Source organism: Bradyrhizobium sp. NBAIM14, from assembly GCF_020193895.1.
GTDB classification, from domain to species: Bacteria; Pseudomonadota; Alphaproteobacteria; order Rhizobiales; family Xanthobacteraceae; genus Bradyrhizobium; species Bradyrhizobium yuanmingense.
Map to the genome: position 1 here is coordinate 1 of NZ_JADYVQ010000026.1, position 26374 is coordinate 26374.

32 protein-coding genes and 1 pseudogene are annotated in these 26374 nt (G+C 62.9%); 17 read left to right on the forward strand and 16 right to left on the reverse strand.

Features of this window, described 5'->3' with window-relative positions; all coding sequences use genetic code 11:
- On the forward strand, positions 1-425 hold a 425-nt coding region (locus I6F28_RS33830), incomplete at its 5' end, for a TRAP transporter large permease subunit (RefSeq protein ID WP_225143221.1).
- Between the two features lie 969 nt (positions 426-1394).
- On the opposite strand, the gene ku is transcribed toward I6F28_RS33830, so the two are convergent.
- Positions 1395-2321 carry a non-homologous end joining protein Ku gene (ku, locus tag I6F28_RS33835; RefSeq protein ID WP_225143224.1) on the reverse strand — a complete coding sequence of 309 codons (927 nt, stop codon included), beginning with the start codon at positions 2319-2321 and terminating at the stop codon, positions 1395-1397.
- 250 nt (positions 2322-2571) lie between these two features.
- Between ku and I6F28_RS33840 the strand changes: the two are divergent.
- Together I6F28_RS33840 and I6F28_RS33845 are read left to right on the forward strand one after the other, a co-directional pair.
- Positions 2572-3437 (forward strand): annotated as a pseudogene (locus I6F28_RS33840) (3'-5' exonuclease).
- A 362-nt stretch (positions 3438-3799) separates the two neighbouring features.
- Positions 3800-4012 carry a hypothetical protein gene (locus tag I6F28_RS33845; RefSeq protein ID WP_225143226.1) on the forward strand — a complete coding sequence of 71 codons (213 nt, stop codon included), beginning with the start codon at positions 3800-3802 and terminating at the stop codon, positions 4010-4012.
- 40 nt (positions 4013-4052) lie between these two features.
- On the opposite strand, the gene I6F28_RS33850 is transcribed toward I6F28_RS33845, so the two are convergent.
- The 4 genes from I6F28_RS33850 to ligD (I6F28_RS33865) form a co-directional block, all read right to left on the reverse strand.
- Positions 4053-4238 (reverse strand): DUF3606 domain-containing protein, encoded by a 186-nt coding sequence (locus I6F28_RS33850; protein WP_028133503.1) that lies wholly within the window; start codon positions 4236-4238, stop codon positions 4053-4055.
- 69 nt (positions 4239-4307) lie between these two features.
- Entirely contained in the window at positions 4308-4505 is a 198-nt protein-coding gene (locus I6F28_RS33855) for a hypothetical protein (protein ID WP_225143228.1), read from the reverse strand.
- A gap of 58 nt (positions 4506-4563) precedes the next feature.
- On the reverse strand, positions 4564-4866 hold the full coding sequence (locus tag I6F28_RS33860) for a hypothetical protein (RefSeq protein WP_225143230.1): 303 nt from the start codon (positions 4864-4866) through the stop codon (positions 4564-4566).
- A gap of 35 nt (positions 4867-4901) precedes the next feature.
- Positions 4902-5792: a non-homologous end-joining DNA ligase gene (gene ligD / locus I6F28_RS33865; protein WP_225143231.1), complete on the reverse strand. Its 891-nt coding sequence runs from the start codon at positions 5790-5792 to the stop codon at positions 4902-4904.
- A 254-nt stretch (positions 5793-6046) separates the two neighbouring features.
- On the opposite strand from ligD (I6F28_RS33865), the gene I6F28_RS33870 reads away from it, so the two are divergent.
- The 4 genes from I6F28_RS33870 to ligD (I6F28_RS33885) are packed head-to-tail and all read left to right on the forward strand — an operon-like array spanning position 6047 to position 9525.
- Positions 6047-6325 (forward strand): hypothetical protein, encoded by a 279-nt coding sequence (locus tag I6F28_RS33870; protein WP_225143232.1) that lies wholly within the window; start codon positions 6047-6049, stop codon positions 6323-6325.
- Complete coding sequence (locus tag I6F28_RS33875; protein WP_225143233.1) at positions 6326-8005, forward strand: DNA polymerase/3'-5' exonuclease PolX; 1680 nt, start codon at positions 6326-6328, stop codon at positions 8003-8005. It begins immediately after the preceding gene.
- The gene (locus tag I6F28_RS33880) at positions 8005-8568 is read left to right on the forward strand and encodes an MOSC domain-containing protein (protein ID WP_225143234.1); all 564 of its coding nucleotides are present in this window, start codon (positions 8005-8007) and stop codon (positions 8566-8568) included. Before I6F28_RS33875 ends, I6F28_RS33880 begins: the two co-directional genes overlap by 1 nt.
- 12 nt (positions 8569-8580) lie before the next feature.
- Positions 8581-9525 carry a non-homologous end-joining DNA ligase gene (ligD, locus tag I6F28_RS33885; RefSeq protein WP_225143235.1) on the forward strand — a complete coding sequence of 315 codons (945 nt, stop codon included), beginning with the start codon at positions 8581-8583 and terminating at the stop codon, positions 9523-9525.
- Between the two features lie 34 nt (positions 9526-9559).
- Here the strand turns inward: ligD (I6F28_RS33885) and rnhB are convergent, their stop codons facing one another.
- Complete coding sequence (gene rnhB / locus I6F28_RS33890) at positions 9560-10384, reverse strand: ribonuclease HII (RefSeq protein WP_225143288.1); 825 nt, start codon at positions 10382-10384, stop codon at positions 9560-9562.
- Between the two features lie 221 nt (positions 10385-10605).
- On the opposite strand from rnhB, the gene I6F28_RS33895 reads away from it, so the two are divergent.
- On the forward strand, positions 10606-11709 hold the full coding sequence (locus I6F28_RS33895; protein ID WP_225143236.1) for a DNA topoisomerase IB: 1104 nt from the start codon (positions 10606-10608) through the stop codon (positions 11707-11709).
- Between the two features lie 57 nt (positions 11710-11766).
- On the opposite strand, the gene I6F28_RS33900 is transcribed toward I6F28_RS33895, so the two are convergent.
- The 4 genes from I6F28_RS33900 to I6F28_RS33915 all read right to left on the reverse strand — a co-directional run bounded on the left by I6F28_RS33900 (position 11767) and on the right by I6F28_RS33915 (position 14083).
- Positions 11767-12228 (reverse strand): hypothetical protein, encoded by a 462-nt coding sequence (locus I6F28_RS33900; RefSeq protein WP_225143237.1) that lies wholly within the window; start codon positions 12226-12228, stop codon positions 11767-11769.
- A gap of 18 nt (positions 12229-12246) precedes the next feature.
- Positions 12247-12447: a hypothetical protein gene (locus I6F28_RS33905; protein WP_225143239.1), complete on the reverse strand. Its 201-nt coding sequence runs from the start codon at positions 12445-12447 to the stop codon at positions 12247-12249.
- Positions 12448-12715: 268 nt separating this feature from the next.
- Positions 12716-13057 carry a response regulator gene (locus tag I6F28_RS33910; protein WP_346656758.1) on the reverse strand — a complete coding sequence of 114 codons (342 nt, stop codon included), beginning with the start codon at positions 13055-13057 and terminating at the stop codon, positions 12716-12718.
- Between the two features lie 138 nt (positions 13058-13195).
- The gene (locus tag I6F28_RS33915) at positions 13196-14083 is read right to left on the reverse strand and encodes an HWE histidine kinase domain-containing protein (protein WP_225143249.1); all 888 of its coding nucleotides are present in this window, start codon (positions 14081-14083) and stop codon (positions 13196-13198) included.
- A 314-nt stretch (positions 14084-14397) separates the two neighbouring features.
- Between I6F28_RS33915 and I6F28_RS33920 the strand changes: the two genes are divergently transcribed.
- Together I6F28_RS33920 and I6F28_RS33925 are read left to right on the forward strand one after the other, a co-directional pair.
- Entirely contained in the window at positions 14398-14598 is a 201-nt protein-coding gene (locus I6F28_RS33920) for a hypothetical protein (protein ID WP_225143250.1), read from the forward strand.
- A 46-nt stretch (positions 14599-14644) separates the two neighbouring features.
- A complete protein-coding gene (locus I6F28_RS33925) occupies positions 14645-14884 on the forward strand; it encodes a hypothetical protein (protein ID WP_225143289.1) in 240 nt (79 codons plus the stop codon).
- A gap of 764 nt (positions 14885-15648) precedes the next feature.
- On the opposite strand, the gene I6F28_RS33930 is transcribed toward I6F28_RS33925, so the two are convergent.
- Positions 15649-16380 (reverse strand): hypothetical protein, encoded by a 732-nt coding sequence (locus I6F28_RS33930; protein WP_225143252.1) that lies wholly within the window; start codon positions 16378-16380, stop codon positions 15649-15651.
- 568 nt (positions 16381-16948) lie between these two features.
- On the opposite strand from I6F28_RS33930, the gene I6F28_RS33935 reads away from it, so the two are divergent.
- The 5 genes from I6F28_RS33935 to murA all read left to right on the forward strand — a co-directional run bounded on the left by I6F28_RS33935 (position 16949) and on the right by murA (position 21028).
- On the forward strand, positions 16949-17614 hold the full coding sequence (locus I6F28_RS33935; RefSeq protein WP_225143253.1) for a DNA-3-methyladenine glycosylase: 666 nt from the start codon (positions 16949-16951) through the stop codon (positions 17612-17614).
- The gene (locus tag I6F28_RS33940; RefSeq protein ID WP_225143254.1) at positions 17578-18348 is read left to right on the forward strand and encodes an agmatine deiminase family protein; all 771 of its coding nucleotides are present in this window, start codon (positions 17578-17580) and stop codon (positions 18346-18348) included. Before I6F28_RS33935 ends, I6F28_RS33940 begins: the two co-directional genes overlap by 37 nt.
- A gap of 128 nt (positions 18349-18476) precedes the next feature.
- Positions 18477-18620, forward strand: a complete 144-nt coding sequence (locus tag I6F28_RS33945; RefSeq protein WP_225143255.1) for a hypothetical protein — start codon at positions 18477-18479, stop codon at positions 18618-18620.
- 518 nt (positions 18621-19138) lie between these two features.
- Complete coding sequence (gene yidI, locus I6F28_RS33950; protein WP_225130201.1) at positions 19139-19606, forward strand: inner membrane protein YidI; 468 nt, start codon at positions 19139-19141, stop codon at positions 19604-19606.
- Between the two features lie 129 nt (positions 19607-19735).
- Positions 19736-21028 (forward strand): UDP-N-acetylglucosamine 1-carboxyvinyltransferase, encoded by a 1293-nt coding sequence (gene murA, locus I6F28_RS33955; RefSeq protein WP_225130203.1) that lies wholly within the window; start codon positions 19736-19738, stop codon positions 21026-21028.
- Positions 21029-21415: 387 nt separating this feature from the next.
- Here murA and I6F28_RS33960 read toward each other — a convergent pair whose 3' ends face one another.
- Genes I6F28_RS33960 through I6F28_RS33975 form a run of 4 tightly spaced genes read right to left on the reverse strand, consistent with a single transcriptional unit; the run spans position 21416 to position 23655 of the window.
- Complete coding sequence (locus I6F28_RS33960) at positions 21416-21859, reverse strand: periplasmic heavy metal sensor (protein WP_225130206.1); 444 nt, start codon at positions 21857-21859, stop codon at positions 21416-21418.
- On the reverse strand, positions 21856-22284 hold the full coding sequence (locus I6F28_RS33965) for a hypothetical protein (RefSeq protein ID WP_225143256.1): 429 nt from the start codon (positions 22282-22284) through the stop codon (positions 21856-21858). Before I6F28_RS33965 ends, I6F28_RS33960 begins: the two co-directional genes overlap by 4 nt.
- Positions 22281-22883 (reverse strand): RNA polymerase sigma factor, encoded by a 603-nt coding sequence (locus I6F28_RS33970; RefSeq protein WP_346277103.1) that lies wholly within the window; start codon positions 22881-22883, stop codon positions 22281-22283. Before I6F28_RS33970 ends, I6F28_RS33965 begins: the two co-directional genes overlap by 4 nt.
- Positions 22884-22926: 43 nt before the next feature.
- Positions 22927-23655: an outer membrane protein gene (locus I6F28_RS33975; RefSeq protein WP_225143257.1), complete on the reverse strand. Its 729-nt coding sequence runs from the start codon at positions 23653-23655 to the stop codon at positions 22927-22929.
- Positions 23656-23814: 159 nt separating this feature from the next.
- Here I6F28_RS33975 and I6F28_RS33980 point away from each other — a divergent pair, with 159 nt between their 5' ends.
- Both I6F28_RS33980 and I6F28_RS33985 read left to right on the forward strand, forming a co-directional pair.
- A complete protein-coding gene (locus I6F28_RS33980) occupies positions 23815-25215 on the forward strand; it encodes an MATE family efflux transporter (protein WP_225143258.1) in 1401 nt (466 codons plus the stop codon).
- Entirely contained in the window at positions 25212-25697 is a 486-nt protein-coding gene (locus I6F28_RS33985; RefSeq protein ID WP_036024098.1) for a DUF2867 domain-containing protein, read from the forward strand. Before I6F28_RS33980 ends, I6F28_RS33985 begins: the two co-directional genes overlap by 4 nt.
- 38 nt (positions 25698-25735) lie before the next feature.
- Here the strand turns inward: I6F28_RS33985 and I6F28_RS33990 are convergent, their stop codons facing one another.
- On the reverse strand, positions 25736-26230 hold the full coding sequence (locus I6F28_RS33990; protein ID WP_193375181.1) for a septal ring lytic transglycosylase RlpA family protein: 495 nt from the start codon (positions 26228-26230) through the stop codon (positions 25736-25738).
- Positions 26231-26374 lie beyond the last annotated feature (144 nt).

Genomic DNA, 26374 nt, shown 5'->3' on the forward strand with positions numbered 1-26374 from the left:
TCATCTTCTTTGTCGCCTTCTTCCTCGACTTCTTCGAGATTGCCTTCATTATCGTCCCCATGATCGCGCCGACCGCCCTCAAGCTCCTCACGCCTGTCGTCGGCGCGGATGCCGCCTTGATCTGGTTCGGAATCATGCTGTGCGTGAACATGCAGACCTCCTTCCTGCATCCCCCCTTCGGCTTCGCGCTGTTCTATTTGCGCGGCGTGGCGCCAAAGGAAGTCAAGAGTTCAGACATCTATTGGGGCGCGGTGCCGTGGATCGGTCTGCAGGCGATCATGGTTGCGGTCGTGATCGCATTCCCGATCACTGTCACCGGGCTGCTGGACGCTCCGACCAAGGTGGACCTGGACAAGATCAAGATCGAAATTCCGGAGATTGAGCTGCCGCCGCCGGTGCTCGACTTCGGTCAGCCCAAGAACTGAGGGGCGTCAAAGAGGCACTTCCGGTTTTGGCCCTTCAGTGACCTCGGGAGGTGTCCGCTTTTTCGCCGCTGTTGGAGGTAGAGCGGACATCGGGCGGCCAACTCCTTAATGAGTACACGGCCTAGTCGTCCCACACCCGTTCGCCGCATTCGCAGCGAAACAGCCGAAGGATACGACCGGTGCGTGGGTCGAAAATCGCATGCGATGCGGCCAAGCGGCGACCGCAGCGGGTGCATTGTTTTTCTTTGTCGGGCGGCGGTGGCTGGGTCATCGTCACCCGGTAAGCGAAAGCTGCTTTGTACGACCGACCCCTTTTTTGCTGCTTGAGAGGCAGCCGAGGATTTCAGTCATCTCCGAGCAAACTGCCTGCGCTTTGGGCCGTATCGCACTGGTTGCCGTTCGCAGTTGCCGGTGGGTTGTTTCGGTGTCGCTGTGACCCCGCAAACGTGCTCGGGTCACTCTTGCTGAGGAGCGCCTTTGATTGAGCTACCAAATCCCGAGACCGTGCAACGGCCTCCGCTTGGTAAGCCGCCAATCGTCTGCGAATTCCGATGTGGTTCGTGATTTCCGACGAGTCTGACATTAGACGCACCCTTGCCATGCAGGCGGGAGCGCAATCGGTCTCTCAGCCACCGACGCCTACGGGCAGAGCCGAAGCCGGTGATGCGGGTAAACTAACTCAAGTCGCTTTGGTTCAGAAGTGAACTTATGTCGCGTGCGGCGAATCGTGATCTCCGATGCCGGTGCCTCGGCGCCCGCATCTCGAAACACCTTTCTCCGGTCCGGTATGCGATGGCTCATTGCACCCTCCTCCGGGCGCAAACGGTCCTTGCGCCATAACTGCGCATTCGGACCGCCAACCTGGTGGTAGGTTTTCCCCCGGCGGGGTTTTGGGGGAAGTGCCGGGGGCGGAGACTCGACGCCTCGCGAATCCCTTAGCTCCAATCCGTTCACGTGGTCGCACGCGTCTCAGGCCGACTTCCGCTGCGGCTTGGCGGCCGGCTTCTTGGCTGCCGCCTCCTTCGCCGGCTTCTTGCCCTCGATCGGCATCAGCATCTCCTTCTGGCCCGCAGATGCCTTCTTCGCCTTCTTGGCGGGCTTTGCCGCCTTCTCCGGCGCAGCCTCCCTGCCGACGGATCGGCGCAGCGCCTCCATCAGATCGACGACGTTGGTCGCCGCCGGCTGGGACTTCGGCGTGATCGGCTTGCCGGCGCGCTTCTTGTTGATCAGGTCGATCAGCGCGGTCTCAAAATGGTCCTCGAACTTCTCAGGCTCGAACCGCCCCACCTTCTGGTTCACGATGTGCTTGGCGAGGTCGAGCATGTCCTTCGTGACCTTCACGTCCTGGATCTCGTCGAAATACTCCTGCTCGCCGCGTACTTCGTAAGGGTAGCGCAACAGGGTGCCGACAAGGCCCTTGTCCATCGGCTCCAGCGCGATGATGTGCTCGCGGTTGGTCAGCACCACCCGCCCGATCGCGACCTTGTCCATCTCGCGGATGGTCTCGCGGATCACTGCGAAGGCGTCGTGGCCGACCTTGCCGTCGGGGCGGATGTAATAGGGGCGGATCAGATAGCGCGGGTCGATGTCCGACCTGTCGACGAACTCGTCGATCTCGATGGTGCGCGTGGACTCCAGCGCGATCTCCTCGAGCTCCTCCTTGGTGACCTCGATGAACTGGTCCTTCTCGAGCTGGTAGCCCTTGACGATGTCCTCGTTGGGCACCTCGTCGCCGGTGTCGGCGTCGACCTTAAGGTATTTGATGCGGTGGCCCGTCTGCCGGTTGAGCTGATTGAAGCTGATCTTCTCGCTCTCCGACGTCGCCGGGTATAGCGCCACTGGACACGTGACGAGCGAGAGTCTCAGAAACCCTTTCCAGTTGGCTCGGGGCGCCATGTACGCAGAACTCCGGTTCGGGGCGGCCTGGATTCAAGACGAACGGAGCCTGCCGGTTCCGACATGCTCCGGGCCGCCAACAGGAAAATTGGCCACCTGCCCGCAGCGCCCTCGGGCACGTCCGAAAACGTCGTGAATCGCTTGTTTTTCGGGTACCTCGTGGAGCTTTTGGCCGGTACTGTGGCCCATGGACGCGCTGACCCAGCCCTTCAGAGACGAGCATACTCCGGACCCGGCGGACTTGGCCACAATGGCCGAGGCACTGAGCCGGTCACCCGACTACCGGATCCTGCGGCGCTTGGTTGCCCGACCGAGCTACGTTCCGACTGTGGGGCAAGAGGTCAGGACCGGCATTCTGCTCGATTGCGAGACCACCGGCCTCGATTGCGCCAAGGACGAGACATCGAGCTCGGGATGCTCAAGTTTGATTACGCGGCCGACGGGCGGATCCTCGGCGTCAGAGACACGTTCTGCGCTTTCAACGAACCGAGTGCGCCGATCTCCGCGGAAGTGACGGCACTAACCGGCATAACCAACGAAATGGTGGCCGGACGCAAATTCGACGATGCCGCCGTCACAGCCTTCGTCGAAAGCGGAGTTATAACGATCGCGCACAACAGCGGCTTCGACAGAAAATTCGCCGAACGCTACTGGCCCGTGTTCGAGCACAAGGCCTGGGGCTGCAGCATGAGCGAGATCGACTGGCGCAAACATGGCTTCGCGGGCTCGCAGCTCGGCTATCTCCTGAACGGAGCTGGCTACTTCCACCAGGCGCACCGGGCAGTCGACGATTGCCACGCCTTGCTGGAGGTTCTCGCTCTCGAATTGCCGTCGACTGGTTCGTCCGCACTGGCGCTCCTGCTGGAGACCGCCCGCAAGCCGACGATGCGGATCTGGGCGGAGCAGACCGCGTTCGAGCTCAAGGACTCGCTGAAGCGAAGGGGCTATCGTTGGAACGACGGAAGCGACGGGAGACCCAAGTCGTGGTTCACAGACGTCGACGAGAGCAGCCTGGACGAAGAGATCACGTTTCTACGCACCCAGATCTATATGCAGGACGTCGAGCCTACCGTGCAGAGGCTGACCGCGTTCACACGGTTCTCAAGCCGCATCTAACTGCCGTTCCGGCTGAGCGAGCTCAATCCTTAGGTGGCTTCAACGGACTGTCCACCCACTTGAGGGCGGTAGGGTCATACAGCGGGTCGTCGTCGCAGACCGGACACGCATAGCGCTCCCTGCCGGGGCCCGCGTCGTTCTCGACGAGCTTCATAGGCCCTCCGCAGACCGGACACGGCTTCCGGATCGGGTGCAGTACCGTCATGTCGAATTTCCCTGCCGCGGACAGCTTAGGCCCGCCGTAGGTGTCGGTACAAGCGCATGTTAAAAAGGTTTGGCTGCCGTCACAGCGCTCGCGCCGCTTGACTCGCCGAGTGCAGACTAAGCAAATTTGAGGAGTGACGTCGGGGGTGGGGTGCGCCATGGAGCAGGAATTCTACCGGGGTCTCGCGCATCGGGTCCGGACTATCGCCGAAAGGGCCGACCCGTTCACCAGGCGACGCCTGCTGGACCTGGCGAAGCGGTATAATGCCAAAGGCGGTCAGGCGTTGCGATCTTCCCCGCCCGAGCGCCCGCTCCCCCTACCGCGCACGACTCCTCCCACCTCGATCTTCTCCGGGTCCGGCGAGGCCTGACACGCGAACAGCGGAGCGGCCGGTTAGGATGTGAGGCGGCCTACCGCCCGAGACGCTTCTCGACCCGCTTGCGGCTGTTGCCGACCTTTTTGACGGCCTTCTTCACCGCCGATGCCGAACGGCCGGTCTTCTTCGCTTCGTAGCGGACTTCGTAGTCCTGTCCCTTGGCGACGCGTGCCCGGTCCTGTTTGCGTCCACGTGCGGTCTTCTTCTTCGCTGCCGCCATCGGCTCCTCCTCTTGCGAACTGATAGCAATGCAACGCCGCAAGGATTCGCGGGTTCCGCGTGAGTCCGCTCAGTGGCCGCGAGAACGGAGGATGGGAAACCATCCGTCGAGCAACAGGCCATCCCAGGCAATGACGCCTTCGTCCCATTTCGACGCGTACTGGCGGTACATCGACGCCCACTGGGGACTCCATTCGATGATCTGGCCGTTGAGACCATCGTGAACGCGGCACAGCATATCTGGATCGAACCTGTCCATCGCGTTCATGCCGGATGTCCCAAATCGACCTCCCTTCACCGACCGAGATCTTCGCTCTGGAGTAGTCTCATTCCATCCGAGCCTTGTCTTTGAGATCGCGGATTCGGATTTCGGCTTCTTCCTTCGAAGTCACGATCTCCGATTCGTCCGGGACGCGCGCGATCGCACTGAGCCTCTTGAGCTCGTCGAGTTGTTCGGTGGTGGGCTTTTCCATCTTCGAATCCTTGAGCGCCTGCACGACGGCTTCGTCGTCGAGCACATCCAGCAGCTTGTTTATGGTTTGCTCGCAATTTCTGGGGCCGGGCTCGACATGCCGGGCCAAGATGCCTTGTGCGTCTTCCAAGGCCTTCGCAACTCGTTCCGGATCCATGACCGGTACTCCACATACTCCGCAGGAAAACGCGGCTATGATCGGCGCGTTCCTTTGCTCAGCCCCTTGAACGAGCTGGCCCGCAGCAGACCTTCGGAGGTGATGTCGCGGTACTCGATGTCGGCATAGAACTTGGGTTCGACCCACGTAGCTTTCGGCTTCCTGATGGTCTTGGTCAGCTTCTGCTTCGGGCTTACCACGGTGTCGAGCGCCTTGCGGATCTGCGCCGACGTGGTTCGGCTCCATCCGGTCCCGACCTTTCCCATGTAGACCAGATCCTTGCCTTCCTTCTTGCCCAGATAAAGCGCGGCTACGCCGGATGGGTCCTTGATGAAGCCGACCACAGGAAACTTGCCCTTCTGAACGACCTTGATCTTCTGCCAGGCCTCCACCCGATCCGAGCGGTATGGTGCATCCACCCGCTTGGAGACGATGCCTTCGTAATTCAGCTTGCTGGCTGCCGCGAACAGTGCCCGGCCGTCCCCTTCGTGGTGCTCGCTAAAGAGGACGGGCTCCTGGACGTCGTGCTCCTCGATTAGCTCCTTGAGCAGCCTCTTCCGCTCGATCTGCGGCTCCTTGCGCAGATCTCTGCCGTCCCGCCAGAGCAGATCGAAAGCGAAGTAGACCAGTCGATCCTGATCGCCCCTGCCGAGGTCTGCTTGCAGCTCGGAGAAGTTCGTGCGCCCATCATGGATGACGACGACCTCGCCGTCGACGATGGCCTGTCCTTCGATATCGAAGGCACCCGCAATTCTTGAGAACTTGCTGATCCAATTGTAACCGTTGCGGGTGTAGGCCCGCCGGTCATCACCATCGATACGAAGCTGGATGCGGTAGCCATCGTATTTGACTTCGTGAATCCATAGAGATCCCGAAGGAGCCTTCATCTTCAGGGTCGCCAACTGGGGGGCGATGAACCCCGGCATTGTAGGGACCTCGGTCTTTTCGGCCCGAGGCGCCTTTTTACTCTTTGCCACGCTACTCAACTCACAAAAAACCCGCCGCCGGGTTGGGGCCGACGGCGGGCAGTCTACCTACCTCAATCAACGAGTCTCGCAACTTCGAAGGCGGCGAGGAGTTCCAGGGACCCACTTCGCGCATTTGCGCCAGACCGCGCCGGGCGATCCAGTCTTGGGAGAGCCCATCGAACTCCCGGCGAGAGCCGGCGTTTACTGACATCATGTCAGACGCATTCGACTACTTCCGTGCCTACGCCGTCCGGGCCCTCTGCAAAGCGAGATCGATGCCGCGCGGCAAGATGAAGCATCTTCAGCTGGTCGCCGGTCGTATCTACAATCTCCTCAAGAAAGAGGCTGCCTACGGCCCCAATGTCCAGCACCTTGAGGACTTTCGCGTAGCCCAGAAGCTCGAGGCGTCTCTCGATCGCCGGTCAAGCGACCGCCCCGGTGGTCGCCTTGCTCCGGCGGCGCCGCAAAGCTCGGACCGGGAGGCCGGTTGAATGCCTTCGCTCGACGCGCGCGGTGTGGCAAGTCTCCTGCGAGAGTACGCGCAGCGCACCGCCTTGCGAGGCGGCAATCCCTACCGGGCGAAAGCCTACTCTCGGGCCGCCGACAGCTTGGCGGCCCTAGCCGTTCCTCTGGACGTGCTCGTCGCCGAAGACCGGCTGACGGAGATCCCGGGTGTCGGCGATGCTATCGCCGACATTATCACCAAGGTTCACAAGACGGGCAGTCACCCCAGCCTCGAAAAGCTGCGGAAGGAGATTCCCGCCGGCGTGCTCGAGATGCTCGCTGTGCCCGGCCTTCGTCCGGAGAAAGTGCTGCGCCTGTACAAGGATCTCGGCATCGGATCGCTGTCGGAGTTGGAGGCCGCCGCCAAGGATGACCGCATCAAGAAGGCGAAAGGGCTCGGCGCCGCGCTGCAGACCAAGATCCTGCAGAACCTCGCGATGGCAAAAAGCGGAGAAGGCCGCCTCCACCTGCACCGCGCCGCCGCGCTGCTCGCGCATGCGAAGGACTCGATCCGCAAATCCCGGCCCGAACTCAAGCGGGTGACGATCGCCGGCGATTTCCGTCGCGGCTGCGAACTCGTCGGCGATCTCGCGATCGTTGCGGAGGCCGCCAAGCCGGACAAGATAACGACGCCATCGACGGACGGGCTGCAAATCCGCGTATCCGACCGCAAGCACTTCGGCGCCGCCCTTCTCTTCGCCACCGGCTCCGCGGGCCACATCGAGCAGCTCCAAGCCTTGGCCGCCGAGAAGGGCATGCGGTTAGGCGCCGACGGCTTGCACAAGGGCCGCACGCTGATCGCCGGCGATGAGGCTGAGATCTACCGCGCCCTCGGTCTGCTCTTCATCGACCCTGAGCTCCGGGAGGGGCGCGGCGAGATCGAGGCGGTTCTGAAAGGCAAGCTCCCGAAGCTCGTCACCGACCAGGATTTGCGCGGCATCCTTCACTGCCACACGGATGCCTCCGACGGCACCGAGACGCTGGAGACCATGGCCAAGGCCACGCGCCAGCGGGGCTTCGAGTATTTCGGCGTGGCGGACCATTCCAAGTCTGCCCACTATGCCGGCGGTCTCTCCGTTGAGGAGATCGCGCAGCAGCACCGGGAAGCCGATCGACTGAACAAGCGCTTCGGCAAGGATTTCCGGATCCTGAAAGGCATCGAGTCCGACATCCAGGCGGACGGGTCGCTTGACTATGACGATGACGTTCTGGAGCGCTTTGATTTCGTGGTCGCCAGCATCCATGGCCGGTTCAAACTGGACCGCAAGGCCCAGACGCAGCGGCTGCTGCGCGCCATTTCCGATCCTCACACGACCATCATCGGCCACATGACCGGGCGGCAACTCCAGCGGCGGCCGGGCTACGAAATCGACGTCGAAAAGGTGCTGCGGGCCTGCGCCAAGCACGACGTTGTCGTCGAGATTAACGCCCACCCCTGGCGGCTCGATCTGGACTGGCGCTGGCACCAGGCGGCGCTGGAGTTCGGCTGCATGCTGAGCATCAATCCGGACGCGCACTCGATCCCCGAGCTCGATCACATGCACTGGGGTGTCCTGATGGCCCGCAAGGGCGGTGTCCCTGCCGACCGGGTCCTGAACGCGATGACGCTTGCGGAAATCACGCGCTACCTTCGCCAGAAGCGGCGCTCGCTCGCCCGCGCCGCCTGATGCAGCAGAGGCACGATCTGGCGCTCAAGGGCAGGGTCGTGGCGGTCGCTGCCGATCGCGGCCATCACTTCAGCAAACCGGTCCTGGATGGCATCGTTCTGGTGGAGGGGCACGGCGTCGAAGGCGACGCCCACGCCGGCCCGTTCGTCCGGCACCGCTATTTGGCACGCCGCCGGCCCCGCCTGCCCAATCTCCGGCAGGTCCACCTGATCCCATCCGAACTCTTCCCGTCTCTTCTCGAAGCTGGCTTCGAAGTTGGCGCCGGCGACCTCGGCGAGAACGTCACCACCGCCGGATTGGACCTCGAACGGATGCCGCTGGGGACCCTGATCGGGCTCGGGCCGTCCGCGGTCGTCGAGCTGACGGGCCTCCGGACGCCCTGTGTCCTTATCGACCGCTTCCGAGCCGGCCTCAAGCGGCAGGTGCTCTCGTCGGCGGAAACGGGCCCTGCGTTCAAATCCGGGGTGCTGGGCGTAGTCCGGGCCGGGGGACCGGTTGTGGCCGGCGACAGCGCGCGGGTTCGCCTTCCATCCTCCTCGTTTCGGCCTTTGCCGGCCCTATAGTGAGCCCCTGCCATGGCCCGACAATCGACCTTGCCTCTTAGCCTGCAGCCCATGCTGGCCACGCTGACGGATGCGCCTTTCGACGATCCCGATTGGGTTTTTGAGGACAAATTCGATGGTTTCCGCATGGTTGCGGAAATCCGGCGTGGTCGGGTCGCGCTCTACAGCCGTAACGGAAAGATCATCAGCCACTCCTATATCGAGGTCGCGAAAGCGCTAGAGGGCGTGAAGGCGGACGCCGTGATCGATGGCGAGCTCGTCGCGATCGGCAAAGACGGCGTCTCCCATTTCCAACTGCTCCAGAACGCCCTGCGCCATGAAGCCAAGCTCTTGTACTGCGCGTTCGACCTCATGTTCGCGGACGGTGAGGATCTGCGCGCGCTGCCGCTTCTCGAGCGCAAGAAGCGGCTAAAGAGCATCCTGCCGCGCCACAAGCTGATTGCGTTCAGCAAGCACCGCAAAGGCAAGGGATCCGAGTTCTTCGCAGAAGCCGAGCGGAGACATCTCGAAGGCATCATGGCCAAGCGCGCCGACAGCCCCTACGCGTCCGGACGCCGGACCGCCGATTGGCTGAAGGTCAAGACCGCGCAGCGGCAGGAGGTCGTGATCGCCGGGTTCACGGCACCGAGGCGGACCCGGCCCTTCTTCGGCGCCCTCGTGCTGGCGGTACGCGAGGACGAGGCATGGCGGTACATCGGCCACGTCGGCACCGGCTTCAGCCACCAGGTTCTGGAAGAGCTTCACAGCAAGCTAGTGAGGCTGAAGACGGCCAAGTCGCCCTTTCCCGCCAAGGTGAAGGATGAACAGGTCACGACCTGGGTCCGGCCTTCGCTCGTCGCAGAGGTGAAGTTCGCGGAGTGGACCAGCAAGGGCGAGCTGCGCCAGCCTGTCTATCTTGGCCTTCGGTCCGACAAAAAGGCCAAGGATGTCGTTCGCGAAAAGAGTTGGTCGCGATAAGATAATAAGGGAAGGCGGAGCAAAAGACCCGGGTTCAGGAGGCTTCGCGCTCGGCTGCTGAAGGCCACGGCGGGAGGGGCGGCAACCCGAGAGCCTTGCGAACGGGTCCGAACGACCGACGGTGAGCTGCGCAGGCACCGAGCCTGGCGAGAGCTTCGTAGTGAGCAGGAACGGGGTAGCCCTTGTGATCCGCGAATCCATAGCCCGGATGACGAGAGTCGAGGGCTCGCATGACCGTGTCGCGCTCGACTTTCGCAAGGATGGAGGCAGCGGCGACGCTGGCGGACTTGGCATCGCCCCTGATGATGGCCTGCTGAGGGATGTCGACTTCCTTCAAGCGCTTCGCATCGATCAGCAAGTGCTGCGGCGTCAACGCGAGCCCCCGGACTGCTCGCTGCATGGCCTGGATGCCGGCCCAATAGATGTTGATCGCGTCGATCTCCTCGACCTCGACGAACGCCACACACCAACTCTCTGCGTTCGCCTTGATCTCCATCGCGAGTTCCTCGCGAGCCGCAGCGTCCAGTTTCTTCGAGTCGTCGATCCCGACTATCCGCGTGCCGGGCTTCAGGATCACGGCGCCGGCGGAGACTGGCCCGGCGAGAGGGCTCATTCCAGCCTCGTCCACGCCCGCCACGGCATGAAGGCCGCTCTCCCAGAGAGCGGTCTCGAAGCTCAGCATCTTGCGGAGGCGCTGCCCTTCGGACCTGTTTTCGAAACGCCGCTTGTCGATCGAAGCCAGGATGGCACGGGCTCCAGCGCGGGGGTCGGCCCGCAGAATCTGCTCGACGCTGGCCTCGAGCGGTCTTTTCTCGACGACATAGCGCTGACGCAGCACATCGAGTGAATATCGGGACATGGAAGCCTTCGCGGAGACTGATTGTGGGGGAGCGTGTCGGTGAACTTTGTGGCGATTGTCTGAAGATAATCTGCGCCGCTGAACGACGCGCTGCGCTTGTCGAAGGAACCGGTCCGGTCTCCACCTCGCATCCACCGATCTCAGAGCGGAACCAACCGGTGTCTTCATCCCTTTACGAGGAGTGGAGCCTCGATCTCAGGGTGCTTCCGAGGGACAGGCCCATGCTCCGAGAGACCGGCAACGAAGAACAGGTTCTGGACCGCACCGCCGAAGTGGCGGCCACCATCGCGGAAGAAGGGCTTCGGTATGTCAGCGACTCCGCGCCGGGCTACACGCGCAAGCGGACCGGTACGACCTTCAGCTACTACGATAAGGACGGGAAGCGCATCACCGATGCCGCCGTCATCCGACGCATCAAGTCCATCGGTATTCCGCCGGCCTACGAATCCGTCTGGATCTGCCCCTCGGCGAACGGCCACATCCAGGCGACGGGGCTCGATGCGCGGGGCCGCAAGCAGTACCGCTACCACGCGAAATGGCGCGAGCTGCGCGACCAGAACAAGTACGAACACATCGTCCAGTTCGCTGCCGCGCTGCCCGCGTTGCGCGACCGTGTTGCGGCCGACATGAAGCTGGAAGGACTGCCTCGCGAGAAGGTTCTGGCCACGATCGTCAGCCTTCTGGAGAAGACTTTGATCCGGGTCGGCAACGCCGAGTATGCCGAGAAGAACAAATCATACGGGCTCACCACGATGCGACGAAAGCACGTTGCGGTGGGCCGCGGTGTCCTTCGGTTCGACTTCACGGGCAAGTCGGGCAAACAATGGAAACTTCGCGTCGAGGACAAGCGGATTGCCGCCATCGTGAAGCGCTGCGCGGAGATCCCAGGACATGAGCTCTTCAAGTACCTGGACGACGACGGGCAGCCGCGTACGGTCGATTCCGGCGACGTCAATGCCTACATCAAGGACATCACAGGCGAGGACTTCAGCGCAAAGGATTTCCGGACTTGGGCGGGGACGGTTCTAGCGGCGTTGGCGCTGACCGAGTTCAAGAAGTACGACAGCCAGGCCGAGGCGAAGCGCAACGTCGTTGCCGCGATCGAGAACGTCTCGAAGCAGCTCGGCAACACGCCCGCAATCTGCCGCAAGTGCTACGTGCACCCGGAAGTCCTGAACGCCTACATGTCCGGTGATCTCGTCAAGATGATCGAAGCCAAGATCGCGCAGAAGTTCAAGCGCCAGCACGCCAAGCTCACTTCCGACGAGATCATGGTTCTGGCGTTTCTGCGCAAGCGTCTCGATTCTCTAGAGGGCCGCGCTTAGCCTCGCGGCGGACCAGCATCGGGATGCCTGGGTCCTCTTCGGCGCTTCCGAGTGCACTTAAATGGCGGTGCTCTCGTCGCTGGCAGCTTTTTCTTTGACTAGGAGGCGTTTCGCCCTTGCTCGCTCACGGGCCTCGCGACGACGTTCGCGCCGCTCGCGCCGCCGCTTGGCGCGGTCGGCGGGCTGCCGCAGCGGAGAAACCGGCGCTTGTTCGGCCATCGGCTGGGTGGTCTCGCTGACCGGAGTCACCTGGATTGCCTCCTGCGACGGTCGTGCTTCCATGAACTCGAGCACCTCCCGTCCCTTGGAAGTCAGCCTCCACCCGCCGCTTATGCGCTCCACCAGCCCTTGTGACCAAATGTCGAGATCCGGGACCCGCGCGGCGAGGCGTCTCGTCCGGTCCGCCCAGTCGCGTCCGCTGGTCGCCAGGATGGCCATGTCCCTCTTGAGGTCCGCCATGACGGCGAAACCGTCGCGGTAGGCCACCAGGATCTTCAGGACCGTAACCTGGAAGTTCACGTCCCGCTCCGGATCAGATCAGCGCCACATCGTTGGAGCGCGCGACAAGGCTTCCCGGCCAATTTGCCTAAGCCCCTCGCGAGAAACTTCGCCACTAGATGCTGCTTCCAAGATCTTGGATGCGACGTGAGTGCGTGCACCGATCTCGCGCTGCGAGACGCTTTCGCATACTTCATCGAGAACCGCGCGCAAAAGCGCGGTGGTTGCCGTGTCGAACATGAGATGCCCCCAATCAGGGAAAATCGCATTGTAGCCGAGTTTTCCCAGTCTGAGGATTCAGGCATGTTAACCTTCAGGAAGAATCCGTCGGATCTAGACGGGGCTCCCGGTGCCGGATGCCAGTTCTCGCCGCGTTGCAGCGAACAACAGGTGGGGCCGACTCCGATGTGCGCTTCGAGCCAGTGATAAGCGGCAGGTGCCCCATAGTGAGGGTCGTCGATTAGGGTGAAGATCCCGTAGTAACGCAGCCAGCCTCCCAGCAACATCTCTACTTCCGGTCCAAGGTGCTCCGGAGGGTCTTGAGCAGATCTTCGGACCTCCACGACTTCCCGACATTGGCTGCCTCGCGCAGGACCGGTTCGGCTTGGAGATCGGCGGCGACATAGCCGCTGGCGAGAATGAACGGCACGGCCATCGCCTTGAGTGCTTCGGCGACGGGGGTGACCCATTCCCCGGCTAGGTTCACGTCGAGGACGGCCCCGTCGGGCCGGTCATCCTTCAGCAACTCGAGAGCGGCATCTACGTCTGCGATTGGACCGATCACGCGGTATCCTGCGGCCCTCAGCTCGGTGTCGAGCTCCAATGCGATGAGGTACTCGTCTTCGACCACCAAGATTCGGGGAGCGTCATCCACAATGTGTCCCCGGGGGTCAAGACTCCACAGGCGCAGAGATGTGAGCCGTTAAACCCGTTGGCTCGTACTTCAGTTCCACAGCTCCACGTAGGCCCTGCACGGCGCTGAGATCGATCAGCCTGGAGCCGAACCCGGAGCGACTTGGCGCAGTGACGGGTGGGCCGTTTTCCTCTCGCCAGTCGATGTGCAGGAAGGATTTGCCCTGCTCGACGTGCGCCAACTCAGGTGCACGAGCCCTCCGGATTTGGAGAATGCTCCATACTTCCAAGCGTTGGTGACGAGTTCATGCAGAATGAGGCTCATCGGTACGACCTGCCGTGGGGAGAGTCGAATTGCTGGTCCGGCGACCACCCGGTATTGCTCCGGGCCGGCAACCTTCAATGACTGCTCCACCAGAACAGCAAGATCGGGTTCAGCGCGGCCAGCCAGTGCGAGGGTCTCGGCTTCAGTCACAGTTTGGAGCCGCCCCAAGAAGGCATCGCGGAACTCCTGGGCTGATCGACCTTCCACTTCGGTCTGATTGGCAAGAGAGCGAATGATCCCGAGAAGGTTCTTCATCCGATGGCGGGTTTCGGCGAGGAGAATGTCTTTCTGGGCCTCGCTGTGCCGCCTTTCGGTCACGTCCTCGAACAGGATCAAGATGCTGGTGCTGTTATTGTCGGGATGGACGAGGCGACGCGCACTGACCAGCATCGTACGGGGACCGATGGTCGGGAAATCCGCCTTCACTTCGTATCCGACAACGGCGGTAGAACGGGGGATGATCTCGCCAACCAGGCGCTTGAGCTCGGGTATGTCCCATTGACCGCTGCCCAGGCTGAATAGGCTGCGTCCCACCGTGTCGTCGCGACTGACCCTGAAGGTTTCGTAAAACCCGCGATTGGCCGTCAGAACACATCCGGCTTGGTCAAGGACCAGCAGGGGTTCCTGCAGGGTGTCGACGATCCCTTGCGCCTGGACATGTTCGCTGCGTAGTAGGCGGTAAAGGTCTTCCAGATTCATTGGTCGATCACTCGGGATGTTCCGTTTAGGCTATTACGGAGTGTCGTCGTTCACAACGAAATTGGGCCTTTGGCCGCCTGGCATCCCGTGGACGGACACCCGAGGGCGAATAATGAGCAACAGCGATTCTGGTGCAATCGTCTGCGGTTGAGCAGCTTACGCCCCTTGAGCCATTCCCAAAGTGTTCCCGGACGATAGCGAAACATATGCCTTGCGCGGGGACAAGGAGCGGCGCAGCTTCGGAGTATCACAGCCCGGACTTTGGCCGAGAACGCCCCTGGCGCTCCCGCCCGCTCGAACAAGGGAGCAACGCCATGCTGAAGCGGCGTCGTTTCAAACAGACTCGATCATTGGAAGAGCGTCTTGCCGAGGAGGCAAGGCGTTTGCGTGACGAAGCCGCACAGCTTCCGCACGGACCTGCACGCGAGCAGGTCATCCGAAAGGCCCGCCAATGTGAGACCGGCTCCCACATGAGCGAGTGGCTGAAGTCACCCGGCTTGCAGCCGCCCGAGTGAGCCCGCTCCGGCCAGCAAATCTGGTCTTGAGGCTGCGTTGATCTCCATGGGAGAGTCGTTCGGTGACGAGTTTACTGTCGTCGAGGTGACCTCGGACCCCGGGGCGGCCACGGAAATTTGGCTTGCGCGGGCCAAGCCAAGCCAAGCCGTGACGCTGGTGCTCGCGGCCGTACCCGAGGGCTGGACGGCCCAAGTTCTGCCGGCGGTCCTTTCGGAGAAACAGCAGGAGACGTTCGAGGAAGTGAACCTCGAGCCGGGCGAGGTCTGCAAGCTGTCCTCCGAATAAGTGCGCTATACCGCGATATCAGTTGCTCCGGTACGATCTATTCTGACGGGCTCAGCCGCCGGTTGGGATACCCAGTATTACTCAGGAGGACGTCAACGCGTTCGGCGCAGGAGGGGACGGCCGCAAAGCCGCTTTCCCGCGAAAATCTAATCCTTGGATCCGGCCCTAATTACCTCGAAATCGACCGAAATTGACGGCCCGACCGACCGAATGAGTGGTACACAGCGGTGGTCACAAAATTCGACCGGGTTTTTCGGGAATCCTTGTTTTTCGCCGTTTTTCGGACGATTGCCGATTAGGGGAGGAGAGTCCCACTTTCTCCGCCAGGTCCTCTCCCCTAATGGCAACTATTCGCTTTGAACGCATGACCCGGGACGGCAGTGCGCGGATGTTATTCGGCTCCGGCTCCAGCCGACGAGTGCGCTCGGTCATGGGTTTGAGTCTCGGTCAATGATGATCCACAGATCAGACCCGCTCGGTTACGCGGCGATCAGCCTCGGCAATGGCTGCATCGACATCTTTGATCCGAAACCGGATGCCTGGTGTCATATGGATCCTGATCGGGTGGCCGGTGCGCGTGTAACCTCCTCCCGGGAAGACCTCGTAGGTGTTCCCTTAGACTCCGAGCCCGTGACCAGCCTCTTGAATCTTTACCGACGTGTCCCAGCACGAATACGTGCGCGGCTTACCCATCCATTACCTCTCTTCGCGCATCGAAAATCAAAAGCCCCGTCTCGCGAGTGCATCGAGCCCGGCCGAGCGGCCTACTCCACCGGTGACCGTTCCGCCTGCGCCTTACGATCCGCGTAGCTGGTCCAGCAATTTCCGCCAGGCCCCCGAAACGCAACGCTGTTCCGCAGGTTCTCTACGGATGTCACAGCGTCGGCTAGATAGCCGGTCTCTGAATCGTGACCGACTAGCACGCATCGCGAGGCGAACGTCAGATCGTCCTTTCGCCAGGACCAAGGCGTTTCCGGGCCGGTCGCGGGCGACACAACGTGGTCGTTCCCCGGAACGCGCACGCACGAATCGACTTGGCCACCCAATACGCCCACCAGCGCGAGCCTGTTTGCTGCGATCACCACTTCATCGATGAGACCCTGCTCCGGATCGATCACGATCGCTCGCACGGTGGCCGGCCGCTTGGGAGGCAGATCTACGGTTGTCCAACGGACCATCGTGACCACCTCGGCAAGGCGAACGTGTACCGGACCGCGCTCCCCGGGTCCACTGCGCCGGCCCACGATCAGAGCAGGTCCCGGGATCGGCCGAGATCCTCCAACCGTAAACGCCTCCTCTCGCTCTTCGATTCCTGCAAACAAGACGTCGCCCTTCGGAAATTTCATGGCCGCCCGCGGCTCCGCGCCGAAATAGTGGGTCAGCCGCGCATTCTTGTTGATGTCGATTCTGGCGACCGACTTCATCTGGGGATCGATCAAGATCGCTTTGATGCTGTTGAAGACTGATCGCTCCCGCAATTCCTCACGCTCGACCATAGCTTGCTCCTTCCTTTGCCGAGCACTTTCCCCGCGAGCGGATCCGGCTTCGGGACCGCCGGGTTTGTCTGGTCGGCGGCCAACATCAGCATGGCCGGATCAAAAGTGGCGGGCAAATCGCAGTGGGAAGCTAAGCTCTCAAGATGCGTCATTCAGGAATTTGTCCCCAGGGAAAATTGCGGATGCTTCTCAAGGACGCGGCCTGCTTCCGAGCTCGCGTCACCACATCAGGGCCGATGAAGGTCCCCGTCTTCATGCAGGCATTCGCGGCGGCGGTGCACTTGGAATCCGCATCCGGATGTCTGGAACCGTCCCGTTTGCAGGCGCGGGCTTCGGAACACGCCCCGTTCCACAGCCGCCGTGGAAGCGGAAGCTTCGGCCCTAGGCGCGGGCCTCGCGGCTTGCGCCGTCGCTTCGCTTTCTTGGTCGATTCTGGCTCGGAGGTTAAAAATACATACAAATAATTGATTTATAAGAGTTATTTGACGCTGCAGCGGACCCGCCATAATGTCCTGGCCGTCGGCGACGCGAATCCGGCGCAGCACCTTTTTCAAGGAAAGGAAGTTCGGTGACCGAATATGTTGGAAGGAAGTACGTCGAGGTCGACGCGGACTTTTTCGCGCCGCCCGCCGCCGAGGTGGCGCCCCGGCTGGTCGGCTGCGTGCTGCACCACGACAACCGAGGCGCCGAGACCGCGATCCTGCTGATCGACGTCGAGGCCTACGGTGGGGGCAGCGACCGCGCCTCCCACCTTCACCCGGAGAACCGCTCCCGTCGAAACAAGGGGGCCAAGAACCTGACGCCGCACGGGACTGCCCGCATCCATGGCAGCCGCGACATGTGGGCTCTCGACATCGTATGCGGGGAGGAAGGTCAGGGCAGCACCGTGCTCGTCCGCGCAGGCCTTCCCGTCCTCGGAATCGACATCATGGCCGAGCGCCGCAGCAAGGCCGACGCCGCCGACCGCGTCGTCAAGAACCGCGCCAGCGGATACGAAAGAAAACTCTGCAATGGACCGTTCAACCTGGGCGAGGCGATGGGATTCGACCCGGTGCTCGACGGGGCGTCGCTCCTGAAGCGCCCTCTTCGCCTGCTCCGTCCCGTGGAGCCCGTGACCTGGCTGCTCAACGGACCGCGTGTGGGGGTCACCCAGGACGCCGAGCTCCCGTGGCGCTGGGGCCACCCCGATCACCAGGCATGGCTCGCCAAGAAGTTTCCGACGGATCCGAAGTGAGCGCGAGTATCGGAATCCCGGCGGACTTCGAGACGCATGCACGCACGATCATGGCGTGGGCGGTCCACCGCGAGTGGGGCGGCGACCGCGAGCGGGTCGAGCGTGAGCTCGAGACGGTGATCCGGGCCATCGCGGAGGATGAACCGGTGACGCTGCTGACGCCGCCAGACCTCGTCGGCGCCGCCAAGCAGCGTGGCTTCGGCGTCGAAGTCGAGATCGTGCCGGCCCCCGTCGACGATGTCTGGATGCGCGACATCGCACCGGTTTTCGCCAAGCGCGGCGGCGATACCGTCGCCATCGACCTCAACTTCAACGGTTGGGACGGCTCGCGCAGCGGGCGGCCAGGCGACCGACTGGCACGTACGCACGATTTCGGCGTGCCAGTGATCGGAGTACCGTTCGTCGGCGAGGGCGGCGCGTTCATCACGGACGGCGCGGGTCTTGCGGTCGCGACCCGGAGCTGTCTGCTCTCGCGCAATCCCCACCTCGACGAGGCTGCCATCGAACGATCCTTCGGTCACATCGGAATCCACACGGTCAACCGAGTTGGCTGTAACCTCGACCGCGGATCTGGTTGCCAAACTCAACGAGCTCTGGAAATCACGCGGCGAACAACCATTGCCGCAAGGCAGCTATTCCACGTATCCACGCGCGATATTGAGGGATACGAACCCGTTCGAGAACTTATGCTTGAATCCATAGGCTCGCCAAAGGCCGGACTTTTGCTGCGATAAAGCGGCAGTTGCCGGGCTAGTTCGAGGGGTACCGACATCGTATGCCGGGCTCCTGGAACGATCCAGCCTCTTGATGCGAGCTAGGACTTGGGCTGATCGAGTATTATCCAGCCCTCTTGAATACTGTCTTGAAAAACAATCTCGACAAGACCATCGCCGATGCGCAGACAATCCTGGATCGATTTCCGAGAGGTAGTTCAGGAATTCGTTTTGTCGACGAAGCACTCAGGAAATTCACTGCCGTGATGGCACTGAAGTTCGGCGAAGCCTAACGACCGAACCATTCCTTCCTAGAAGCCATCCTTTACTTTCTCGAAGAGCGCATCGCGTCCTAGTCGTCAAGATTAACTCTTCCTGACGTCGCTGGCGCGATCGCTTTCGATTGCCCATCGACCGACCTAGACTGGGGCTCAATACAACCTGAATTGTGGCAGTTTGGCTATTGAGTCAGGTTTGTGCGTTGGAGGACCTTCCTAGAGTCAAACAATCGCGTTATCTGAGTCAGAGAATTGTGTTATCAAGCTGAAATCGACCATTGATTCTGCTGCGGGATTTTCGACAACTGAGTCAAGGTTTTCCGTTAGAGGACATGCTTCCGCGGCGTCATGGCCGGGCTTGTCCCGGCCATCCACGTCTTGCCCCGCGGAACAAAGAACGTGGATGCCCGGGACAAGCCTGGACAAGCCCTGGCATGACGGCAGCACCAATCCGGCCCTGAACCTCCCCACCCGCCATCGCGACGAAACGGCATGACCCCGCAAGGCCAATTCCGGCCGGGAAATGTCGCGCCATGACCGCCTCTGCAACGACCGGCTCCGCCGCGCCCTCACGCCGTCTCGGCATCATCGGCAGCATTGTCGGCGTGCTGGCGCTGATGGTGGCCGTGCTGCCGCATTGGGTCGTGCCGATCGTGTTTCCGCCGCCGCCGGCGGACAAGGTGATCGTCGACACCGGACATCGCATCAAGGACCGCATCGTCGCCAAGGTGAAGGGCGTGGAGTTCAAGGCTCCGGACCTCGAGAAGTCGGCTGGAAGAAGCTGGCGTGATATCGCATCGGTCACGGCGATCTCGCTCGGCCTGCTCGCCATCCTGCTGTCGGTGCTCTCGCTGATCTTTCGGGAGGAACGGCTCCTTGCCGCTGTCGCCGCCGCACTCGGCACCGGCGCCATCGCCATCGAAATCTCCTTCTTCCTGATGGGCGTCCTGATCCTGATCGCGTTCCTCTATGTGGTCGGGAGTATCATCGGGTTGTTCTGAGGGCGGGTCCTGCCACAAGCGACGGACGGACGTGTGCGGGTCCCAGCCGGCACAATTGCTCCCGCGCTCAAATCTCTGTAGTTTCCGCCCGAAACAGGCCCTCCCACTCAACAGGACAGCGAGAACCCCGTGGCGCCCATCCAATACATCGTCGAGGGCGGTCACCGGCTCTCGGGCTCGATCGAGCCGTCCGGCAATAAGAATTCGGCGTTGCCGATCATCGCCGCCGCGCTGCTGACCGAGCATCCGGTCGTGCTGGAGAACGTGCCGCGGATCCGCGACACCGAGACGCTGGTCGAGCTGGTCCGCTCGGTCGGCGCGTCGGCCGAATGGTCCGCGCGCAACACGCTTCACATCCACGCCAAGAGCATCCGCGCCGCCGACCTCGACCCCGAACTGTGCGTGCGCATTCGCGCCTCGATCCTGCTCGCCGGGCCGCTGCTCGCCCGCTGCGGCGAGGTGATGCTGCCGCCGCCGGGCGGCGACGTCATCGGCCGACGGCGACTGGACACGCATGTGCTCGCGCTGGAGCAGCTCGGCGCCAAGGTCACCGCGACCGATCGGCTCGAATTCCGCGCGCCAAAGCTCGCGGGCGCGGACGTGTTCCTGGACGAGCCGAGCGTCACCGCCACCGAGAACGCGCTGGTCGCGGCGGTCGCCGCCGACGGCATCACCTATTTGCGCAACGCGGCCTCCGAGCCGCATGTGCAGGACCTCGCCAATTTCCTGGTCGCGCTCGGCGCCAGGATCGAAGGCATCGGCACCAACACCATGATCATCCATGGTCAAGCGACGCTCGGCGGGACGACGTACCGGATCCAGCCCGACCACATCGAGGTCGGCTCGCTGATCGGGCTTGCCGCCGTGACGCGCTCGCCCTTGCGCATCGCGCGCGCGGGCGTCGAGCATCTGCGCTCGATCCGCATGGGCTTCGAGCGGCTCGGCATCGTCTGCCGCATCGAGGGCGATGATCTTATCGTGCCCTCCAACCAGACATTGAAGATCCAGGACGATTTCGGCGGCCATGTGCCGAAGCTGGAGGACCAGCCTTGGCCGGCCTTCCCGGCCGACCTGATGTCGATCGCCATTGTCACCGCCACGCAATGCGAGGGCGTGATCCTGATGTTCGAGAAGATGTTCGAATCCAGGATGTTCTTCGTCGACAAGCTGATCGCGATGGGCGCGCGCATCGTGCTGTGCGATCCGCACCGCGCCATCATCGCCGGCCCCAGCCGCCTGCACGGCGCCACAATGACCTCGCCCGACATCCGCGCCGGCATGGCGATGCTGCTCGCGGCCGTCTGCGCCGAGGGCACCTCGACCATCAACAACGCCGACCAGATCGAGCGCGGCTATGAGCGCATCGAGGAGCGGCTGAACGCGCTTGGTGCGAAGATCAAGCGCGTGCCGGAGCGGGGCTAACCTGTTCTATTTTGGCGGATTCGCGTCGAAGGCCTGTTTGCAGGCCGCGGACAAGCTCGCGTAATTGTCGCCGAGGCATTTGCGGATGCGGCCGCTCCCGGGCATGGTGCCGGCGCAGAACCGTGAATAGTCTGCCTTGCAGGCCTGCTTTGCCTCACTCCGCGCATCACCTGCGGAGGCTTGCGAAAGAAACAACACGAGAAGTGCGATCAGACTCGCGGCCGCAAGACCCGCACGCACGTAGACGGCCGTCCGATGCGAGAACCTCACCACTGGTCCGCTTGCCGTCCTGTCAAATCGTTGCACCATATCATCTCCACCAATTCGCAGACATCGATGTAGGTGATACGTCTGGACGGGCCGAATCCCTCGTTCACTTTGCGCGACTCAGCGAAAATAGCCGCCGACGAGCTGTCGGCGTCCTTTCGCTGAAATTCGTTCCAGCATCTCGACGAAGGTCGAGACGACGAGGTCGCCAATCTTCACGCGCTTGTCGCGGGCATCCTTCACGGCTGCTTCCAGCTCGGCCTTGTCGAGATTCGTCTGCGCCGCCGTTTTCATCGCCTTCATCAGCGCGAGCCGGTACTCGGCCTGGAGCGGGGCCAGCTCCGCCTCCTTGCCGCGATAGATGCTCCACAGGATCTCCGCGTCTTCCGCCGGAAGTCTTTCGGCGACACGCTCGATCATGCGTAGCGGCACGGCTGCGCCCGGTCGAAAGCCGCCGGGTAGCAGCCATTGCGCCGAGACATAGGTAAACAGGGCGACGTTGACGCACAGCGACAGCAGCATGAGCGCCCGCCAGGGAGTGGACCATTCTCGCCGGAACTTCATTGCACCGATCCATAGCCGATTGCGTAGATGTCGAAGACGCCGCTCATGACGGACAGGGGGTCCGACGGCGCGTGGGCATAGGGCAGCGCCCCCGCCAGCCACACACCCACCATCACAGAGCAGGCGAGACTTGCGGCGGGAACGAGCGCCGGCCAGCGCAACAGGCGACGATGCCATGCCGGCCTATGCTGCTGCGGGATGGCGGCGAGCCTTTGCAGGACCAGAAAGCTCGAACGATCCATCCTCGCCGTCTCGATCTCCGGGGCGACGGCAAGGAGCCGGTCGAGGCGCGACTGCTGGTCCAGGACCGCAGCGCCTTCCGCGGTCGCCGCAATCCGCCGCGCGGCCTCGCGCGTCGGTGCGGGCCAGCGCTCGACGTCACCTCCCCATGTCTCGGCCAATTGTCTGAACTGTTCGGGCGTCATACGTGGCTCCCCGTCTGCTGTATTTTCTGAACATTTGCCTTGAGCGCCGTGCGGGCGCGGCCCAGCAGCGATTCGAACGCCTTGGCGCTGACGTCCATCGCCTTGGCGGCCTCCTCGCCGCTCAATCCCTCCATGTGGAAGAGCGCGATCGCGCCGCGCTGCCGGTCCGACAGGCCGGCCATCGCGCGATTGAGAAGACTGAGCTCCTCATCCGCGATCAGCCGCTCGACGGCGTGCGGTCCCATGTCGGGTACGTCGCCGGCGTCTTCGAGCGGCAGGAACGTTCGCCGCCGCGTGCGATCGAAGGTCAGGTTGAGGACGATGCGGTAGAGCCAGGTCGTAAACTTCGCAACCTGCGGATCGAACGAGGCTGCGTGCGTCCAGACCCGCATGAACGCCTCCTGGCCGATGTCGTCGGCCTCGGCCGGGTCGCGCACGATCCGCTCCGCGACCCGCAGCGCCCGAGGCATATGGCGCCGCATGAGGACGCGAAACGCATGCTGCCGCTGCGCCGAAACCTCCGCCATCAAGGCCTCGTCCGATGGCTCTTCCATCACATCGATCTGTTGCTCTGGCCTGCGGACATCGTAGCCGAGAATTGCGAACCGATCCTACCAGACGATAGCCGCCTCCAACCGAGCATCAAAAGCGCCAATAGACTCCGGCTCGCACCGTGTGCGTGTCGAGCCGGGACTCGCGCGCGCCGAAGGTCGTCGCGCCGACCGTCTGGGCGGCCAGCGTCTTCGAGCCGTAATTGTCATAGAGATATTCGAGCCGGACCGAGGCCTGCGGTGCGAAGCGGAATTCCCCGCCCGCTCCGATCGACCAGCCGATCCGTGTATCGCTCCAGCTCGCAACGGCCCCGATCCCATTGTCGAACGCCTTGCTCTCGACGCCCGCGACGGCAAGGCCACCGGCGGCGAACAGCAGCGTGCGGTCGAAAGCATAGCCGATCCGTCCACGGAGATGGCTGTTCCAATTGACCGCGGATTGAAGCTGCGTGACCGCGGGGGTAGGCGCAAAGCCGGTATCGATCGTCGTGCGCGCATCGACGAAGTTCACGTCGCCCTCGAGCCCGGCGACGATCCGGCCCCATTGCGCCGAGAAGCCCGCCGTTGCACCGACGATCGCGCCCTTCGGATCGACAAAGTGGAATTCACCCGTCGCGGGCAGCGAGATCTCGGAGCGGCCCGAGACATAGCCGGCCTGAACGCCGAGATAGGGCCCCGCCCAGCTCAGCAGGGCTGCCGACGCCGCCTGCGGGGGCGGCGCTGCGGGCAGCCTCAGGTCGGCCGCTGCAGCGGCGCCGGCACCCAGGATGGCAGAACCGATGAACAGTGCGGCGAACGTCAGTCTAAATCTCGTTATCATACTCAATTCCCAATGTGAGACCGGCCCAGATTCGCCGCACATGACGAATACGGTGCAACCCGACCTTTCCTTCGCCTGAGCCCCCGCCTTTTTTCAGCGGCACCCGCCCTCACATTTCTTTGCCGTTACTTCGCCGATCGAGGCTGCTATGTCCCCGGCATGACCGAGCTTTTGGATACCAAACGGCGGTACCGGGCACGCCTGGACGCACGGCAGAACCATCTTGCCGAAGAATTCATCGAGACGCTGCGCCTCGCCGTGCCGCTGATGCTGACCCAGCTTGGGCAGATCGCAATGATCACGACCGATCTTGCGATGATCGGGCGGCTCGGCGAGGAGGCGGTGGCCGCGGCGGCGCTGGCACATACGGTCTATTTCGTCAGCTTCACCTTCGGGCTCGGATTGACCTCCGCAGTGTCGCCGCTGGCGGCGCAGGCGTACGGCGCCGGCGACGTCAGGCGCATTCGGCGCTCCTTGCGCGTCGGTCTGTGGGCCGCGCTGCTGATCTCACTGCCGATGATGGCCTCGCCGCTCTATGGCGAGCAGATTTTGCTCACGCTCGGTCAAATGCCGCACTCGGCCGCGCTGGCACAGCACTATCTGAATGGCCTGGCCTGGGGCATCGCACCGGCGCTCGGATTCATCGCGCTGCGCAGCATGATGAGCGCAGTGAACCGGCCGCAGGCGCCGCTATGGATCACGCTGGCGGCGATCCCGGTCAATGCCGCGCTGGTCTATGCCCTGATCCACGGGCTGTTCGGCCTGCCCGAGCTCGGCCTGTTCGGCGCGGGGCTTGCGACCACGCTGGTCAATCTCGGCACCTTCCTCGCCGCGCTCGCGATCGCCGGGCTACGCAAGCCGTTCGCGGACTATCATCCGCTCGCCCGCCTCTGGCGGATCGACTGGCCCTTGATGCGCCAGCTGATCTCGATCGGCGCGCCGATCTCGTTCTCCCTGCTGCTGGAATATGGCCTGTTCTCCTCGGCCGCCCTGCTGATGGGCTTGATCTCGACCACCGCGATTGCCGCGCACCAGATCGCGCTCCAGGTCACCGCCGTGCTGTTCATGGTGCCGCTCGGCATCGGCATGGCGGCGACCGTGCGGGTCGGTCATGCCTTCGGCCGCAATGATCCGGCGGCGGTGAAGCGCGCAGGGCTCGTCGCAGCCGTGCTCGGCCTCGCGCTGGTCTCCGCGCTGACGATCGCCATCGTGATCGGTCGCTATCAGCTCGGCCGGCTGTTCTTCGGCGCCGGCAGCGAAAGTGCGGTCACCGTCGAGCTGACGGCAACGCTGCTGCTGGTCGGGGCCAGCTTCTTCATCGCCGACGGCCTGCAGACCATCATGGGCGGCGCGCTGCGCGGCATCAACGACACCAAGATGACCCTGCTGTTCGCCGCGATCGGCTATTGGGGCGTCTCTTTTCCCATCGGCTGGTTGCTGGCGTTCCACACAGGGCTGGGCGCGATCGGCGTCTGGATCGGATTCTCGATCGGCACGTTCGTCTATGCCGGGCTCCTGATCTTGCGCTTCCGGATGCTGACGCGCAAAATGGCGGGATGATCGGGACGGTCCGCGAAGTCGCGCCTGAAGTCGATGCCGATGCGCTGCTCGCCGGCGCGCAGTTCATCGACGCGTTTTGCGTGGACATCGGCGCCGCGGCGGTGAATGCCCGCGAAGCCTGCACCAGGATGGTGCTGCACGGGCCGCGCTGGATCGACGCACTGCTGCGCCTGCGCAACATTCTGGTGAGGCCGTTCGGGCTGAAGACATCGGGCGAAGGCGCGCCGGCGCCGTACGGCCTGATCGGCCTGTTTCCGGTGCTGAGCGAGACGCCGGAGCAGCTGGTCGCGGGCTTCGATGATTCGCACCTCGATTTCCGCATCGTAGTCGACGTTTCAGGCAATGCCGCGCGCCGCCATGTGACCTCGACCACGCTGGTGCGCACGCACAACCTGCTCGGCCGGACCTATCTTGCGCTGATCATGCCCTTCCACAAGCTCGTGGTCCGCAACATGATGGGACGCATCGTGGAGACGGCCTGATGAACTGTGCGGGCCGACATTGAACGAACACGCCCTGTTCAGCCCACCGGCCCTGCAGTCCAATTGTCGCCAGCGAGCGGACTGACTTTCACGTCAGGAATGACACCGAGGTCCATGCTCGGATCGAAATGGCGCATCGTTCGCTCATTGAGGTCGATGATGCGGCCAGGTCTTAGTGGTCCCACGTCGTTTATCTTGACGATGACCTTCTTGCCCACGGCCTCGACGAGAGCATATTTCGGCCTCGCGCCGAATCCGACCCCACCGAATTTCCGGCGCAGGCTCGTCTTGATGGCAGCCGTCCAGGCGGAGGGATCATAACGTTCGCCGGAAGCCGTCTGCGGACCGCCCTCCTCCTTGCCGGGCTTGAACGGATTATAGGTGGACGCCGCGCCAATAATCGCATCGCCCGAGGCGGCATCGACGACGGCACTTGAGTGATCCCCACGCGTTTCACTTCGAGCAACGGCAACAGAGAAGGCAAGCATAACCAGGGCGCCGCAAACTGCGGCGCTCGAGCGGAAGAGCATCATGAGTCCTGTGATTTTTTAGATTGTCCGGTTCCAGAACCGCACACGTGGTCAAGCGAACGCAGCAGCGCTCATGAACTTGCCGATCGTTTTGCGGATTCGAGCCAACCCCTGGCTACGGAACCGTTGTGAGAACCGGAGTGGTCT

What these genes read in the sequence shown, in the direction of transcription:
- ku (WP_225143224.1), bottom strand. Translation starts at nt 2,321, where the DNA reads ATGGCGCCCCGAGCCAACTGGAAAGGGTTTCTGAGACTCTCGCTCGTC.
- I6F28_RS33845 (WP_225143226.1), top strand. Translation starts at nt 3,800, where the DNA reads ATGGAGCAGGAATTCTACCGGGGTCTCGCGCATCGGGTCCGGACTATC.
- I6F28_RS33850 (WP_028133503.1), bottom strand. Translation starts at nt 4,238, where the DNA reads ATGGCGGCAGCGAAGAAGAAGACCGCACGTGGACGCAAACAGGACCGG.
- I6F28_RS33855 (WP_225143228.1), bottom strand. Translation starts at nt 4,505, where the DNA reads ATGAACGCGATGGACAGGTTCGATCCAGATATGCTGTGCCGCGTTCAC.
- I6F28_RS33860 (WP_225143230.1), bottom strand. Translation starts at nt 4,866, where the DNA reads ATGGATCCGGAACGAGTTGCGAAGGCCTTGGAAGACGCACAAGGCATC.
- ligD (WP_225143231.1), bottom strand. Translation starts at nt 5,792, where the DNA reads ATGCCGGGGTTCATCGCCCCCCAGTTGGCGACCCTGAAGATGAAGGCT.
- I6F28_RS33870 (WP_225143232.1), top strand. Translation starts at nt 6,047, where the DNA reads ATGTCAGACGCATTCGACTACTTCCGTGCCTACGCCGTCCGGGCCCTC.
- I6F28_RS33875 (WP_225143233.1), top strand. Translation starts at nt 6,326, where the DNA reads ATGCCTTCGCTCGACGCGCGCGGTGTGGCAAGTCTCCTGCGAGAGTAC.
- I6F28_RS33880 (WP_225143234.1), top strand. Translation starts at nt 8,005, where the DNA reads ATGCAGCAGAGGCACGATCTGGCGCTCAAGGGCAGGGTCGTGGCGGTC.
- ligD (WP_225143235.1), top strand. Translation starts at nt 8,581, where the DNA reads ATGGCCCGACAATCGACCTTGCCTCTTAGCCTGCAGCCCATGCTGGCC.
- rnhB (WP_225143288.1), bottom strand. Translation starts at nt 10,384, where the DNA reads ATGTCCCGATATTCACTCGATGTGCTGCGTCAGCGCTATGTCGTCGAG.
- I6F28_RS33895 (WP_225143236.1), top strand. Translation starts at nt 10,606, where the DNA reads ATGCTCCGAGAGACCGGCAACGAAGAACAGGTTCTGGACCGCACCGCC.
- I6F28_RS33905 (WP_225143239.1), bottom strand. Translation starts at nt 12,447, where the DNA reads ATGTTCGACACGGCAACCACCGCGCTTTTGCGCGCGGTTCTCGATGAA.
- I6F28_RS33915 (WP_225143249.1), bottom strand. Translation starts at nt 14,083, where the DNA reads ATGAATCTGGAAGACCTTTACCGCCTACTACGCAGCGAACATGTCCAG.
- I6F28_RS33920 (WP_225143250.1), top strand. Translation starts at nt 14,398, where the DNA reads ATGCTGAAGCGGCGTCGTTTCAAACAGACTCGATCATTGGAAGAGCGT.
- I6F28_RS33925 (WP_225143289.1), top strand. Translation starts at nt 14,645, where the DNA reads ATGGGAGAGTCGTTCGGTGACGAGTTTACTGTCGTCGAGGTGACCTCG.
- I6F28_RS33930 (WP_225143252.1), bottom strand. Translation starts at nt 16,380, where the DNA reads ATGGTCGAGCGTGAGGAATTGCGGGAGCGATCAGTCTTCAACAGCATC.
- I6F28_RS33940 (WP_225143254.1), top strand. Translation starts at nt 17,578, where the DNA reads ATGGCTCGCCAAGAAGTTTCCGACGGATCCGAAGTGAGCGCGAGTATC.
- yidI (WP_225130201.1), top strand. Translation starts at nt 19,139, where the DNA reads ATGACCGCCTCTGCAACGACCGGCTCCGCCGCGCCCTCACGCCGTCTC.
- I6F28_RS33960 (WP_225130206.1), bottom strand. Translation starts at nt 21,859, where the DNA reads ATGAAGTTCCGGCGAGAATGGTCCACTCCCTGGCGGGCGCTCATGCTG.
- I6F28_RS33965 (WP_225143256.1), bottom strand. Translation starts at nt 22,284, where the DNA reads ATGACGCCCGAACAGTTCAGACAATTGGCCGAGACATGGGGAGGTGAC.
- I6F28_RS33975 (WP_225143257.1), bottom strand. Translation starts at nt 23,655, where the DNA reads ATGATAACGAGATTTAGACTGACGTTCGCCGCACTGTTCATCGGTTCT.
- I6F28_RS33980 (WP_225143258.1), top strand. Translation starts at nt 23,815, where the DNA reads ATGACCGAGCTTTTGGATACCAAACGGCGGTACCGGGCACGCCTGGAC.
- I6F28_RS33985 (WP_036024098.1), top strand. Translation starts at nt 25,212, where the DNA reads ATGATCGGGACGGTCCGCGAAGTCGCGCCTGAAGTCGATGCCGATGCG.
- I6F28_RS33990 (WP_193375181.1), bottom strand. Translation starts at nt 26,230, where the DNA reads ATGATGCTCTTCCGCTCGAGCGCCGCAGTTTGCGGCGCCCTGGTTATG.